We start from the raw sequence: 13,879 nt of genomic DNA on the forward strand, positions 1-13,879 counted from the left end.
TTTTCTTAAGCTGTTTAGGTTATTCACGTAACGCGGGAGAGTAATGAGAATAATAGTGGGTGATTTATTCTGCGTTTTAATGCGGCATGTATGAAGGTCGCCATAAATGGCCACTCTACAGGTTTTCGTAGGGTGCGCATTCATGCGCACCTGAAAATCATATGCGTGCTGGAATCTGTACAATTTCACATAGTTGCCAAAAATCCCTTCATAAACCTTCCTGAAAATAACGCTTATCAACTATTACTCGTTGAAGAATAGGGTTTTTCATCAAGTGTAAAAGTGTCAGTAAACCAGTAACAATTTCTTGCATTGAAAACCTTAATGCGTATATTTCTCATTTGCTTTCTTAACGGCTTCCTTACTGTCGTTCCTCTTTCAGACGTCAGCAGCGGTGCCGCAAAAAAATAACGAAAAGTTGATTGAGGAATTGTATGTCTTTCAGTGATTTGCGCGTCAGGAAACCCGGTAATTCGCCTCAGCGTGCGTTGCGTCTCTCTTTACTGGCTATGATGGTTGCGTCGGGTATCGCGCAGGCAGCAGAGACCACCAACACCGAACAGACGCTGAACGTTGATGCCAGCGCTAGCGCGGATCAGCAAGAGCAGGCGGCACAGGATTACAGCGTACCGGTGACGCGTGCCGGTACCAAAATGGCGCTCACCGCGCGCGATATTCCGCAATCAGTTTCGATCGTCAGCAAGCAGCGTATGGAAGACCAGCAGCTGCAATCGTTGAACGATGTGCTGAAGAACACCACCGGCATCCACGGCGTCTCTTCCGATATGGATCGCACCAACTACTATTCGCGCGGTTTCCTGATCGACAACTATATGGTCGACGGTATTCCCACCGCCTTCGCCTCACGCTGGAACCTTGGCGATGCGCAGAGCGACATGGCGCTGTATGAGCGCGTCGAAGTGGTGCGCGGTGCCACCGGCTTGCTGACTGGCCCGGGCAATCCCTCCGCCTCCATCAACATGGTGCGCAAGCACGCCGATAGCAAAGAGTTCACCGGCGATGTTTCCGCCAGCTACGGCAGCTGGAACAAGCAGCGTTACGTTGCCGATCTCTCTGCACCGCTGTCGCCTGAAGGGAACGTGCGTGGTCGCCTGGTCGCGGGCTATGAAGACAAAAACAGCTTTATCGAACGCTACGGCGCAGACAAAAAGTTCGTCTACGGCGTGGTTGACGCTGATCTGACCGATTCCACCAAATTGTCGGTTGGTTACGAATTCACGCAGGTCAACACCGACTCGCCAATGTGGAGCGGTTCCCCGCGCTGGTATACCGACGGTTCTCAGATCAAAGCGCGTCGTGGTTACAACACCGCGCCAGACTGGGCTTACAACAACAAAGAAAACAAAAAGGTCTTTGTTAACCTGCAGCAAAACTTCGATAACGGCTGGAACATCACGCTTAACGGCACGCATAACGAAATGTTCCTCGACAGCAAACAGCTGTATATCGATGGCTTCTTTGATAAAACCACCGGCGCGGGCTCTTCCTCTTACGCCGGCTATCCGGTTATCGGCGGCACCGGCTATAACACCGGCAAACGTAAAGTGGATGCGGTGGATGCCTTCGCCAGCGGCCCATACGAATTGTTGGGACGTCAGCATGAGCTGATGATTGGCGTTAACTACAGTCGTCAGGACAATAAGTACTACAGCTCGTGGGAGAACATCTCATCCGCAGAACTGGGTAACTTCAATAATTACAACGGCGATTTCCCGGAATCTAACTGGGATCCGCGCGAACCGGCTTCAGATACACAGCTGGTGCGTCAGAAATCTGCTTATCTGGCAACCCGCATCTCGCTGGCCGATCCGCTGCATGTGATTCTCGGCGCGCGTTATACCAACTGGAATCGTCAGACGCTGAGCGAGGAGATGGAGAAGAACAACATCACGCCGTACGGTGGTGTGATTTGGGACTTCTACGACAACTGGTCGGCGTATGCCAGCTACACCTCGGTATTCCAGCCGCAGGATTATCAGGATGCCTCAGGTGCGTTCCTGGCGCCGGTGATTGGCAAAAACTACGAAGCGGGCGTGAAATCAGACTGGTTTAACAGCCGCCTGACTACCTCGATCTCCGTATTCCGCACCGAACTGGATAACGTTGGCGAAGCGACCGGACAAACCAACCCGGAAACGGGTAATGCCATCTATGTGGGTAAAAGTGGCGTAGTGAGCCGTGGCGTAGAGTTTGAAGTCAACGGTGCGGTAACCGATAACTGGCAGATGACCTTCGGCGGTACCAGCTATGTGGCGGAAGATCGCGAAGGCGAGAATTACAATTCTCAGCTGCCGCGCACCTCATTCAACCTCTTCACCAGCTATCGCTTGCCGATGCTGGATCAGTTGACCCTGGGTGGTGGCGTGACCTGGCAGTCGAAAACCTACGGCGACATTGGCGGTCCAGACGGCGAAGGCACCTGGCGCGCACGTCAGGGCAGCTACTCGGTGGTGGATTTGTTCGCACGCTACGACGTCACCAAAAACGTCTCGCTGCAGGCGAACATCAACAACCTGTTCGACAAAGAGTACGACACCAATGTCAGCAACGGCGGCATCGTGTACGGCGATCCACGTAATTTCTCTGTTTCGGCGACGTATCGTTTTTAATCAAAATTTAGGGTGCGTGTCATGCGCACCCAATAATAACCCCGTCAAATCACCTTAAGCTGGCCTTTTATGGCAGCCCGCATTTCTTCAGATTACCCTTCAGACCAATAAATTCCAGCGTCATGATGTACTCCTCTCAGCAGAAAGGGCGGATTTGCCCACTGAAGTGAAAATGGCGTCGTCCTGCGGCGTATGAATCCGGCCGCACAGCACGTTACGCAGGTGACGTTGTAACGGGTGCTGGCGCATCAGCGCGTGATTGCCGATGCTTTCCACCATCAGCTGCACACTGCGAATGGCGTTTTCGGTCACCACCTGTTTGATTTGCGCGGCATGTCCGCTGGCGACGTGGCCGTGCGCAGCGCTGCTCAGCAGGGTTTGATTAGTAAACAGCAGCGTATCGATGCGGCCAACCAGCTCCTGGAAGCGTGGCAATGATGCCAGCGGTGCGCCAAGATTGGCCGGCACGCGCTGCTGCAAAAAGGCGATAAACCAGTCGCGTGCGCTATGCGCAATGGCGTCGTACAACGAACCGAGCAGCACCGCCATCCACAGCGATTCCTCTTCGTTGAGGCCGGGTCGCTGCGTGCTCCACGGCGCGACGTTGACCGCGTGATCGAGCGGGATCAGCACCTCGTCCAGCACCACACGATGGCTACAGGTGCCGCGCATGCCGAGGTGATCCCACTCATCAATAATGTGGATGCCGGGCGCGTTGGCCGGCACCAGATAGCCGCCGACCAGCGGATCGGCATCGTCGCTGCTGGCCCACACCAGAAACCAGCTCAGTCCATAGCTGCCGGTGGAGTAAATCTTCTCGCCGCTGATGCGCCAGCCTTCAGCGGTGCGGCGTGCGCGGGTAGCGGGCAATCCGCCGCGCGCGGGCGTGCCTAATTCGGGTTCGACGCGCAGCGCGTTAATCAGCGCACCGTCGCGAATCACGCTCTCCGCCACCTTGCGGCGCACCGCGTCTGGCCAGTTTGAGCTGTCGTCGAGGCGACGCGTGTTGAGATACTGCATGATGAGAATCAGCGCTGCAGAAGGTTCGCCGCGCGCCACGGCCTGGATAATCGCCTGGCTTGCCAGCAGATCGCCGCCGCTGCCGCCCGACGCCGTCGGCAATACAAAGTGCAGCAAGCCATGCTGCCGCAACACGCTAAAAGCGGTTTTGGGAAATTCGCCGCTGCGATCAACTTCTTCAGCGTCTTTTTCTAAGGCCTGAATAATCACCGGCAATATTTCAGCCAGAAAGGGCAGGTTATTTGCCATGCGTTATTAATCCCCTTATTAAATCAGGCTTAATTGTTTCCTGTTCTGCCACCGCTGTAAAAGCAATAAACCGGCTATATACATGCGGAATCGGCATAATTCTGCCGCCGGTGGAAGTGTTAATTTGCAATGGCTGTTTCTGCGCGAGCCATTAATTATGGTCAACACCTTCACCTGCATTTATTTTTGGGAGTCATTTAATGCCAAATAATTATTTAGTTTCCCGTCGGCATTTTCTGGGATATTCCGCCGCCGCGGCGATGGCGGCAACGTTACCGGGCCGCGTGTTTGCCGACGATCATATGGCGGGCATGCAGATGCCCGGCGATTTACTGCAAGATGGCCCCGGAAAATGGGCGCTGGCGAAGCCGACGCACGTGCGTCTGGCGGTGAATCTCAACGCCATCTGCCTCGCGCCGGTAGTGGTGGCCGATCAGCATAACTTCTTTAAAGCGCACAACCTGGAAGTGGAGTTCGTTAACTTCGGCAACTCCACCGAACTGCTGCTGGAATCCATCGCCACCGGCAAAGCCGAAGCCGCCATTGGTATGGCGCTGCGCTGGCTGAAAGCGCTGGAGCAGGGCTTTGATGTGAAACTCACCGCCGGCACGCACGGCGGCTGTATGCGCCTGCTGGCGCGCGATGGCGGGCCGACCACGCTGGAGCAGCTAAAAGGCAAAACCATTGGTGTCACCGACATGGCGGGCGCGGATAAAAACTTCTTCTCGCTGATGCTGAAAAAGCACGGCGTCGATCCCAATACCGATGTCGACTGGCGCGTGTTCCCGCAGGATTTGCTGCCGATGGTGCTGGAGAAGGGCGAGATTCAGGCCGCCAGCGGTTCCGATCCGGTGATGTGGCGCTTAACCCAGAAGCCAGGCTACCGCGAGATTGGCACCAACTTAATGGACGAGTACGCCAGACTGAGCTGCTGTGTGGTGGGCACGCGCGGCAGTTTGATTCGCGAACAGCCGGAAGTGGCGGCAGCGATCACCCACGCGATTTTGCAGGCGCATGCTTATGCGGCCAAACACCCGGAAGCGATTGGCAGCGAATTTAACGGCCAGGCGCTCAACACCACGCCGCAGGAGATCGCCAGCGTGCTGAAAACCCATACGCACGGACACTATTCGGTGGGGAACGCGTTTGTGAATGAGATCGACGTGTATGCGCGTGATTTAAAGGCAATCAACGTGTTACGACCGGAAACCGATCCGCTATTGTTTGCTAAGGGGATTACCAGCAACGTGCTGGTTTAAATTGAAATCGCGCCGCTACGAATACATGCAGGATTCTGTAGCGGTGCGATTTATCGCGCATTATTTTCAGGCGATTTTCCTGGAGGTTTGCACGGCGCTCGCCAGCTTCAGCGATTCGGCTGGTACCTGATGCGCGAACAGCTGGGTGGTTAAATAACTGTTGCCGCCATCAGCCAGCAACACCACAATGCGCTTGCCACGGTTCTCCGGTCGCGCTGCAACCTGTTGGGCCGCCCACAACACTGCCCCGGACGAATCCCCTACCAGCACACCTTCGCTCAGCGCCAGCTGCCGCGCCGCTTTATACGCCTGCCAGGTTTCCACCGCGATCACTTCATCGTAAACGCGGTGATCGAGATTGGCAGGAATACGCTCAGGCGTCTGGTTGCTGAACGCATGCACGCCGGTAATTTCCAGTGGATCCGGACGCAGTTCGCTCGGCTGTGAACCCACGCCCGGCTCCACGGCGATCACCTTTAATCCCGGATGCTGCTGTTTGAGATAGCGTCCGGTGCCGGAGAGCGTGCCGCCGGTGCCGACGGCGGCGATAAAGATATCCAGCTCGCCGCCGCTGTCGCGCCAGATCTCCGGCCCGGTGGTGCGCTCATGCACCGCCGGATTGGCCGGATTATCCAGCTGCAGCAGGAAGTGCACTTCCGGTTCCGCTGCGGTGACCTGCTCGGCCAGCCATTTGGTGGCGGCGACGAAATCGCCGTTGCTGGCATCGTAAAACGCTTTGAACCCTTCAATGGTGCTGAACGGCACCACTTCGGCACCGTACGCCTGAATAATCTGGCTGCGTTCGATGCTAACGAAATCATTGATATAGACGCGGAACTTATAGCCTTTCGCCGCCGCAATCGCCGCTAACCCAATGCCGGTGTTGCCGCTGGTGGTTTCAACCAGCGTATCGCCGGGTTGAATAATGCCGTTGCGTTCGGCGGCTTCAATCATGCTGAGGGCGATGCGATCTTTCACGCTGTGATTGGGATTAAACAGTTCGAGTTTGGCGACCAAATCGGCCTGAATATCGTGTTGCTGTGCGTAGCGAGACAGGCGCAGCAGCGGCGTGTTACCAATCAGTTCAGTGATAGAAGCAGAGATTTTTGCAGCCATAATCGACCTCATCTGTGGGGGCGGTCGCCATGAATGGCGACCCTACGAATGACCATTTCACCGCGCCGCTACGGATGGGTGCACATACCGGATCGGCGCAATTCATTACGCAATGTATGTCGTTACCATTTCACCGCGCTGCGCTGCCATGACAACAGGCGATCGCGCACCAGGAACAGCAGGGAGATCAGCGAAGAGAACAGCAGCGCCATCACAATCAGCGCGGCGTACATATTGGCGTAAGCCGCCCAGCCTTGCGCCCACTGCAGATACCAGCCGAGCCCGGACTTCACGCCCATCATCTCCGCCGCCACCAGCACCGAGAACGACGCGCCCAAACCCATAAACAGGCCGACAAACAAGTGCGGCAGCGCTGCCGGCACCGCCACGCGCAACACGAGGAACAGCGAATTGGCACCGAGCGTGCGCGCCACATCGTAATAACGCGTATCAACGCTGGAAACGCCCGACCAGGTTAGCACCGTCACCGGGAACCAGGTCGCCAGCGCAATCAGAAATACCGCCGCAGAGAAGCTTGACGGGAAGAAGTAGAGCGACAGCGGCAGCAGCGCGGTAGAAGGCACCGGGCCAAGGAAGCGCAGAATCGGATGCACCCAATAACCCAAGCCGCGCGACCAGCCAATCGCTACGCCGGTAATAAAGCCGACCACGCTGCCGTAGATAAAGCCGAAGGCCAGCAGACGCAGCGAATTGAGCACGCTATCCAGCAGGCGCGGCCAATCGGTGGCGTAGGCTTCGACCAGCGCACGCGGCGGGGCGAAAAACGGCGCAGGCAGCAGCGTCAGTTTGCCAGTAACGGTTTCCCACAGGCCAATCAGCAGCGCCAGTACCATCAGCCACGGACCGCTGCGTTTGAGCGGCGCAAGTAAGGTCAGTCGCGGGAACAGACCCGAGGCAATCGCCAGCCCGGTGAGAAGCAGCGCGATGGCGGCAAACAGCTCGTGCGTTTCATTGACAAAGCGCGGGGCGGCAAAACCCTGCGGCTTATCTGGAACCGCCACCATCAGCGCGACCAGCGCCCACCACAGCAGGAGCGCACCCCAAATAGCCGGTTGAAGGCGGCGCGGCACATCACGGTTGCGGGCAATCGTCAGGGTTTCACTGGCCATTCTCGTTTCCTTAACTCGACATGTTGCTCATGTGCGCCATGTTACTGGCATGCTGATGGGCGGATTCCGCCGGCAACAGCTCCGGCACATAGTGTTCGGCGAAGCGCTGCGCATCGGTATCCGGGCGGATCACGTTGATTTTTTTTAGCTCATCGATATAAACCGCCACCTCTTTGCGCAGCTGCACGCCGGTGGAGTGATGACTATGAGTGTGCTCTTTCAGCATCGCGGCGATATCCTCCACCGCGACGGAGCCGGGCACAAACGGCTGGAAGATTTTCGCCGTCTCGTCCGGATGTTCGGCGGTCCACTGCTGCGCATCGACAATCGCCTGAGTGATAGCACGCGCGGTGGCGGGATCGTCACGTACCAGCGAGCCGCGCAGGCCCAGCACGCAGCAGGTGAGGTTGGCGTATTCGCCTTTCAGGTTGTTATCGACTTCCACCAGGTTGTGCTGCTTCTTCAGCAGCCAGCCCTGTGGATCGTCGGTAGCCAGCGCCTGCACTTCGCCTTTGCGCAGCGCTTCGCCAAACAGGTCGGGCGGATATTGCAGCCAGTTGACCTGCTTATCGGGATCGATGCCCTGTTTCGCCAGCTGAATGGCGAAGAAGTTGCGAATCGGGCTGGCTTGATCGCTGACCGCCACCGATTTGCCCACCAAATCTTTCACATCGCGGATGCCGCTATTTTGCGGCGCGAGTAAACGCATGCAGCCGCCGTGCGTGCCGACCGTGAGATCCACATCAAAACCCTGCTCCAGCGGTTTCAGCCAGCGCAGCGCCATGCCGATGCCGCCATCGGCCTGGCCGGTGGCAATCGCCTGTAACAGCGCATCGGTGGGGCCGCTGAAGTTCACCGGCTCAACATTCAAGCCGTACTTTTTAAAGAAGCCTTGCTTCAGCGCCACCGAAATCGGTGACTGACATACTGCGGTTTGCCCCCAGGCCAGCTTGATGGTTTTGAGGGATTTTTCGTCGGCAAACACGTTGCTGCTCAGCAACGGATTCACCGCCATGCCGGCACTAAAGAGACACAGCCCGCGTAATAACGCGCGGCGGCTCAGAGAGAATTGTTGCAATGCCATCCTGTCTTCCTTGTAGATAAAGTTCACAGGCACTATGGCAAAGGCAATTAGCGCGACCAAATAACAATCCCGCATGACATCATGCAGTTTTTCATTATGAATATTTGCGGATAGGTTTGCCGAAATGGCTATTTCGATGTGGGAAAGGCGAGGCTTATGCTTTATTTCTTAGCAAATCAAGCAGGAGCGAAAATATGGCTACCACTTCGGCGGGCGTTAATATTGCGATTGAGAAGGTGAATCATCACTTCACCTTAGAAGGCGAAGATTTACCGGTGCTGGAGAATATTAATTTGCAGGTAGAGGCCGGTGAATTTGTCGCGCTGCTGGGGCCGTCCGGCTGCGGCAAATCGACGCTGCTGCGTTTGCTGGCCGGGCTCGAACCGCCAGCCAGCGGGTTACTGGCGGAGGAGGGTAAAGCGATTACCGCGCCCGATCCGTCGCGCGTGGTGGTGTTTCAGGATCCCACGCTCTATCCGTGGCGCACCGTCTATGACAACGTCGGCCTCGGTTTGCAGATTCGTGGGGAAAGTCGCCCCATTCGCGAACAGCGTATTAACGCGATGCTGGATCGCGTCGGCCTCAGGCAGTTTGCTCGCGCGTGGCCACATCAGCTTTCGGGCGGTATGGCGCAGCGTGCAGCGCTGGCTCGCGCGCTGGTTAACGTGCCGCGTTTGCTGATCCTCGATGAACCGCTCGGCAAGCTCGATTCCCTGACGCGGTTGCGGATGCAGCAGGAGATTGTCGACCTGTGGCAGGAGCAGCAGTTCACCACGCTGATGGTGACGCACGACGTGGAGGAAGCGCTGGTAATGGCGAATCGCGTGGTGGTATTCAGCCCAAGACCGGCGAAAGTGGTGGATGTGATCGAAGTGGATCTGCCGTGGCCGCGCCGTCGCGATGATCCGCAGCTGGTGGCGCTGCGCAGCAGGATATTGGATTTGTTGGGGGCGGATCGGGTGGCAGCGTGATGTTGGTCGCCATGAATGGCGACCTTCTGGCATTTACCCCTGCACGATCCGGCAACCGGCCAAAATATCATCCGCAGGTTGATACTCGCTGGTCTGAATCCCCGTCAATCCCAGCAGGGTGGAGAACAGATTATCCTGCGAATAACCCTGATGCGCCGCTTGTTTATCGACACAGCGTTTACTGACGCCATAACGCTGCTGGTAATCTGGTGACAGCCAAATCAGCATCGGCACATGTTTCTGCACATCCGGTGCAATCGCATACGGCATACCGTGCAAATAAGCGCCATTCTCCCCCAACGACTCACCGTGATCCGATAAATACACCAGGCTGGTGGTGTATTGATCCTGATGCGCCTTCAATACATTGATCGCCTTATCGACAATGTAATCGATATACAGAATGGTGTTGTCGTAGGTATTCACCAGCTGCTGTTGCGAACAATCCTGAATTTGATTGGTATTGCAGGTCGGCGTGAATTTTTTAAACTGCGGCGGATAACGGTTGTAATAGGTTGGGCCGTGACTGCCAATGGTATGCAGTACGATCAGGCCGTTGCCTTTAAGGTTTTTAATATAGTCCTCGATACCGTGAAATAATACCTCGTCATAACACTCCCCATCGTGACACATATTCGGCAGATTCAGGCTGGTCATATCCTGATGGGGTACGCGGTCGCAGGCACCTTTACAGCCGCCGTCATTGTCATTCCATAAAACCTGCACGCCGGCGCGTTGGATAATATCGAGCATGCCTTCCTGATGTTCAGCAAGCTGGTCGTCATAATGCGCGCGCGGCATATTCGAGAACATGCATGGCAACGAGACCGCAGTAGCGGTACCGCAGGATTGCGTATTGGGGAAATAAGAGACGTTATCTTTCGCCAGCAACGGCGTGGTTTCGCGGGCATAACCATTGAGCTGGAAATTCACCGCGCGCGTAGTTTCGCCCACCACCAAAATCGTCAGATTGCGCTTTGCGCCCGCCAGCATCTGCGGTTTTTGTTTGGCATCTAAGCCAATTTTCACCAGCGGTAAATTGGCGGTGCGGCTGTGGTTATACCAGGAAAGTGTCGCCACAATCGAATTCGACGGGCTGAGCGATTTAATCAGTTCTTTTTGATTACGAAACAGTGAGGCGTAATCCTTATAAAAAAACGTCGCCACTAAGGCGATACAGATTACCGACACCGCAATCGACACGGCGCGTTTGGCGATGTTTTTCCACAGCGGTTCGTTGTGTTTAACCCGAATCCAGAACACCAAAAGGGCAGCAAGCAGGCCGCTGCCACCCAACGTAATAATTAACTTCGGCGACAATAAAGCAAAGGATTCATACGGCGTAGTATCCAGAATATTCACGATCATCGATCGATCAATAACAATGCCGAAGGTCCAGATGAAATATTGCGCAGCAGCCGCCACCAATACGAACAGCGCAAGAATAAGCCGGTCGAGCCAGACAAAAGAGGCGATCGTAGCAATAATGTTGATCACGCTAAAAGCCACCAGCGGCATCGAGACGAAGACGAATATCGTGCGCAGCGTATCGAGCGGCATCGCTGCAATTACCTGTCGATAAAAGGCAATATTCAGGAACACCGCAATATAAATGGAAAATAGCGAAATAAGGGTCAGCCGACTTAGCGTCGGTCTTTTGCGCAGCGAAAACGTCATTGGTCCATCCGTAATAGTGAAGATGGCGCCAGCTTAAGCAATGAAGGTTAAGTGAACCTTAGTTTAGAACCAGACGATGATAAAACTCACTACGGTAAACACACTTACCGCAATAGCCAGATATTCACTGAATGGTCGGGATGGCATCGATTGCATTAAAAATCTCCTGTTTTGTTGAGGACATTTTCATTGCTGAAGATTAAGTGAACCTTAGCGCGAGAGGAATTCATCACAGCTCGCGGTTTATTTGTGCAGCAACCTTTTTTACCTTTCACGATTCAATTCTGCGGCCTTATACTTTCGCCGGTATTTTTCAGGAAACCACATTATGACCTCCGATTTTCCCTTGCTGGATGTGCAGGGCGTAACCTTTTCACTGCAGGGGCGCACGCTGCTGGCGCCCGTTTCGTTGCAACTCAATGCCGGTGAAAGGCTGTTGCTGACCGGTCCTTCGGGCAGCGGTAAAAGCACTTTGCTGAAGATTCTCGCCTCGCTTCTTGAGCCGAGCGGCGGGCAGATTCTGTTTGAGAACCAGAATATCGCCAACTTGAAAACCGAACATTATCGGCAGCAGGTTTCCTATTGTTTCCAGACGCCGCAACTGTTCGGCGACACGGTGTACGACAACCTGGCGCTGCCGTGGCACATCCGCCAGCATAAGCCGTCGCGCGACAAGCTGGTCGCGTCACTTGCCGATGTGCATTTGCCTGCTGACATGCTCGATAAAAAAATTGAGCAGCTGTCAGGCGGCGAAAAGCAACGCGTAGGCTTGCTGCGCAACCTGCAATTCCTGCCGCAGGTGCTGCTGCTGGATGAAGTCACCAGCGCATTGGATGAAGAGAATAAAGTGATTATCAACGCATTGATTGATTCGCTGGTGCGCGAGAAGCATCTCGCCGTAATCGGCATCAGCCACGATGGGCAAGAGATTCGCGAGGCAAAACAGGTGCTGAAACTTGAGGCACCAGAGCAGGGAAGCGCCGATGAGCCAGCATAATATTACTGACAGCTCGCTCTTACTCTCGCTGCTGCTGGTGGTGATTGCGCTGCTGATCAGCCAGAAAGAGAAGCTCTGTATGAGCAAAGACATTATCTGGAGCGTGTGCCGCGCCATTATTCAGTTAGTGATTGTTGGCTATGTGCTCAAGTCGATCTTTGACTTGAATAATGACTGGCTCACCGTGCTGATGGTGCTGTTTATCTGCGTCAATGCGGCGCTCAATGCGCGCAAGCGCAGCCTCAATGTCAGCAATGGTTTCGTTATCTCGTTTGTGGCGATTACCACCGGCACCACGCTGACGTTGACCATTCTGCTGCTTAGCGGTGCTATCGAGTTTATCCCAATGCAGGTGATCCCGATCTCCGGGATGATCGCCGGCAACGCGATGGTGGCGGTGGGACTCTGTTTCAGCAATCTCAACCAACGCTTTAGCGATAACTGGCAAAAAATTCAGGAGATGCTGAGCCTGGGCGCACCGGTGAAAGTGGCGTCGGCGCGCTTTATTCGCGACAGTATTCGCGCGGCGATGATTCCCACCGTTGATGGCGCCAAAACCGTGGGTCTGGTGAGCTTGCCGGGCATGATGTCAGGGCTGATTTTTGCCGGTATCGATCCGGTCAAAGCGATTAAATACCAGATTATGGTGACCTTTATGCTGATTGGCACGGCGAGTTTATCGACTATCATCGCCGCCTATTTGGCCTATCGTCGTCTGTATACCGCGCGAGCGCAGCTGAAGTTCTGACCTAAATTGCCGTGGCGAATAGCAAGTCGCGCAACCAGCGATGTCCGGCATCGCGGTGCGTTCTTTCGTGCCACGCCACGGTTTTAGTGAAGCCCTGAATCTCCAGCGGCGGAGCGAAGACTTTCAATCCTGCGTGGTGCAGCGCCAGACGACGCGGCACCACGCTGATCAAATCGCTAACGCGCAAAATCTCCGGCAGCACCAGAAAACTGCATACCGAAAGCGTGACGCGGCGCGAGCGTCCCATCGCATTGAGTGCGGCATCGGTGACGCCGTGAAAATTCCCGCCGAGATAAGACACCAGCGCGTGATCCTGCGCACAGAAGTCGTCTAACGAGAGGGTTTCACGATTGGCCAGCGGATGATCGTCGCGCATCAGGCAAACATACTCTTCAGCGTACAACGCGCGGGCATGCAGTTCGGGCGGCGCGGTATCGGGCGTGATTAAGGCGATATCCACCGATCCGCGTTCGAACTGTAATGCCAACTGCTCATTGTTCACCGGCAACACCGCCACGCGAATCCCCGGCGCCTGCTGACGCAACGCCGCCATAAACGGCACGATCACCGCCCGCAGCGCGTAATCGGTAGCGGCAATGTTGATGGTCATCTCGGCGGTGGCCGGATCAAATTGCTTCGGCTGCAGCAGCGTACTCACTTCCGTCAGAATGTTTTTTACCGGCAGCGCCAGTTCCAGCGCGCGCAGCGTCGGCACAATGCCGCGTTGCGTGCGGGTGAACAGCGGATCGTCAAAGCATTCACGTAACCGCGTCAACATGCCGCTAACCGCGGGCTGTGTCAGCGATAAACGCTCCGCTGCGCGCGTCACGCTGCGCTCATCAAGTAGCGCATCGAGCGCTTTGAGTAAGTTGAGATCTAAGGTGCGGAGATCGGTTTTCATGGTTTTCATCTTCAGCGAGGATGCAGTAAGCATAACGTGATGCAGATATCACAGTAAGTGATATCACAAATAAAAAATGGCGATTGGCCTTATGTCT

General features: G+C 55.4%; 11 protein-coding genes. 5 read left to right on the forward strand and 6 right to left on the reverse strand.

Annotation, left to right across the window (positions count from 1 at the left end):
* The first annotated feature begins 434 nt into the window (after nt 1-434).
* Nucleotides 435-2,630: a ferric-rhodotorulic acid/ferric-coprogen receptor FhuE gene (gene fhuE / locus K5Y32_RS09150; RefSeq protein WP_222183075.1), complete on the forward strand. Its 2,196-nt coding sequence runs from the start codon at nt 435-437 to the stop codon at nt 2,628-2,630.
* 120 nt (nt 2,631-2,750) lie between these two features.
* On the opposite strand, the gene K5Y32_RS09155 is transcribed toward fhuE, so the two are convergent.
* A complete protein-coding gene (locus K5Y32_RS09155; protein WP_222183077.1) occupies nt 2,751-3,899 on the reverse strand; it encodes an acyl-CoA dehydrogenase family protein in 1,149 nt (382 codons plus the stop codon).
* 200 nt (nt 3,900-4,099) lie between these two features.
* Here K5Y32_RS09155 and K5Y32_RS09160 point away from each other — a divergent pair, with 200 nt between their 5' ends.
* Nucleotides 4,100-5,158: an ABC transporter substrate-binding protein gene (locus K5Y32_RS09160; protein WP_210080245.1), complete on the forward strand. Its 1,059-nt coding sequence runs from the start codon at nt 4,100-4,102 to the stop codon at nt 5,156-5,158.
* A gap of 66 nt (nt 5,159-5,224) precedes the next feature.
* Here K5Y32_RS09160 and K5Y32_RS09165 read toward each other — a convergent pair whose 3' ends face one another.
* The 3 genes from K5Y32_RS09165 to K5Y32_RS09175 all read right to left on the reverse strand — a co-directional run bounded on the left by K5Y32_RS09165 (nt 5,225) and on the right by K5Y32_RS09175 (nt 8,488).
* Complete coding sequence (locus tag K5Y32_RS09165; protein ID WP_222183079.1) at nt 5,225-6,274, reverse strand: PLP-dependent cysteine synthase family protein; 1,050 nt, start codon at nt 6,272-6,274, stop codon at nt 5,225-5,227.
* A 122-nt stretch (nt 6,275-6,396) separates the two neighbouring features.
* Nucleotides 6,397-7,404, reverse strand: coding sequence for an ABC transporter permease (locus K5Y32_RS09170; RefSeq protein WP_222183081.1), 1,008 nt, complete (start codon nt 7,402-7,404; stop codon nt 6,397-6,399).
* A 10-nt stretch (nt 7,405-7,414) separates the two neighbouring features.
* The gene (locus tag K5Y32_RS09175) at nt 7,415-8,488 is read right to left on the reverse strand and encodes an ABC transporter substrate-binding protein (protein ID WP_222183083.1); all 1,074 of its coding nucleotides are present in this window, start codon (nt 8,486-8,488) and stop codon (nt 7,415-7,417) included.
* A 194-nt stretch (nt 8,489-8,682) separates the two neighbouring features.
* Between K5Y32_RS09175 and K5Y32_RS09180 the strand changes: the two genes are divergently transcribed.
* The gene (locus K5Y32_RS09180; protein WP_222183084.1) at nt 8,683-9,459 is read left to right on the forward strand and encodes an ABC transporter ATP-binding protein; all 777 of its coding nucleotides are present in this window, start codon (nt 8,683-8,685) and stop codon (nt 9,457-9,459) included.
* A 33-nt stretch (nt 9,460-9,492) separates the two neighbouring features.
* Here the strand turns inward: K5Y32_RS09180 and eptA are convergent, their stop codons facing one another.
* Nucleotides 9,493-11,136 carry a phosphoethanolamine transferase EptA gene (gene eptA / locus K5Y32_RS09185; RefSeq protein WP_222183086.1) on the reverse strand — a complete coding sequence of 548 codons (1,644 nt, stop codon included), beginning with the start codon at nt 11,134-11,136 and terminating at the stop codon, nt 9,493-9,495.
* A gap of 328 nt (nt 11,137-11,464) precedes the next feature.
* On the opposite strand from eptA, the gene fetA reads away from it, so the two are divergent.
* Both fetA and fetB read left to right on the forward strand, forming a co-directional pair.
* A complete protein-coding gene (fetA, locus tag K5Y32_RS09190; protein WP_222183088.1) occupies nt 11,465-12,133 on the forward strand; it encodes an iron ABC transporter ATP-binding protein FetA in 669 nt (222 codons plus the stop codon).
* Complete coding sequence (gene fetB / locus K5Y32_RS09195) at nt 12,120-12,881, forward strand: iron export ABC transporter permease subunit FetB (RefSeq protein ID WP_222183090.1); 762 nt, start codon at nt 12,120-12,122, stop codon at nt 12,879-12,881. Before fetA ends, fetB begins: the two co-directional genes overlap by 14 nt.
* 1 nt (nt 12,882) lies before the next feature.
* Here the strand turns inward: fetB and K5Y32_RS09200 are convergent, their stop codons facing one another.
* Nucleotides 12,883-13,782 carry a LysR family transcriptional regulator gene (locus K5Y32_RS09200; RefSeq protein WP_222183092.1) on the reverse strand — a complete coding sequence of 300 codons (900 nt, stop codon included), beginning with the start codon at nt 13,780-13,782 and terminating at the stop codon, nt 12,883-12,885.
* Nucleotides 13,783-13,879: the final 97 nt, after the last annotated feature.

The organism is Pantoea sp. DY-15 (assembly GCF_019795935.1).
GTDB lineage: Bacteria > Pseudomonadota > Gammaproteobacteria > Enterobacterales > Enterobacteriaceae > Pantoea > Pantoea leporis.

Bases quoted from the DNA above. Each gene is read 5' to 3' on its own strand.
- fhuE (WP_222183075.1), top strand. From the start codon at position 435: ATGTCTTTCAGTGATTTGCGCGTCAGGAAACCCGGTAATTCGCCTCAG.
- K5Y32_RS09175 (WP_222183083.1), bottom strand. From the start codon at position 8,488: ATGGCATTGCAACAATTCTCTCTGAGCCGCCGCGCGTTATTACGCGGG.
- eptA (WP_222183086.1), bottom strand. From the start codon at position 11,136: ATGACGTTTTCGCTGCGCAAAAGACCGACGCTAAGTCGGCTGACCCTT.
- K5Y32_RS09180 (WP_222183084.1), top strand. From the start codon at position 8,683: ATGGCTACCACTTCGGCGGGCGTTAATATTGCGATTGAGAAGGTGAAT.
- K5Y32_RS09155 (WP_222183077.1), bottom strand. From the start codon at position 3,899: ATGGCAAATAACCTGCCCTTTCTGGCTGAAATATTGCCGGTGATTATT.
- fetA (WP_222183088.1), top strand. From the start codon at position 11,465: ATGACCTCCGATTTTCCCTTGCTGGATGTGCAGGGCGTAACCTTTTCA.
- K5Y32_RS09170 (WP_222183081.1), bottom strand. From the start codon at position 7,404: ATGGCCAGTGAAACCCTGACGATTGCCCGCAACCGTGATGTGCCGCGC.
- K5Y32_RS09160 (WP_210080245.1), top strand. From the start codon at position 4,100: ATGCCAAATAATTATTTAGTTTCCCGTCGGCATTTTCTGGGATATTCC.
- fetB (WP_222183090.1), top strand. From the start codon at position 12,120: ATGAGCCAGCATAATATTACTGACAGCTCGCTCTTACTCTCGCTGCTG.
- K5Y32_RS09200 (WP_222183092.1), bottom strand. From the start codon at position 13,782: ATGAAAACCGATCTCCGCACCTTAGATCTCAACTTACTCAAAGCGCTC.
- K5Y32_RS09165 (WP_222183079.1), bottom strand. From the start codon at position 6,274: ATGGCTGCAAAAATCTCTGCTTCTATCACTGAACTGATTGGTAACACG.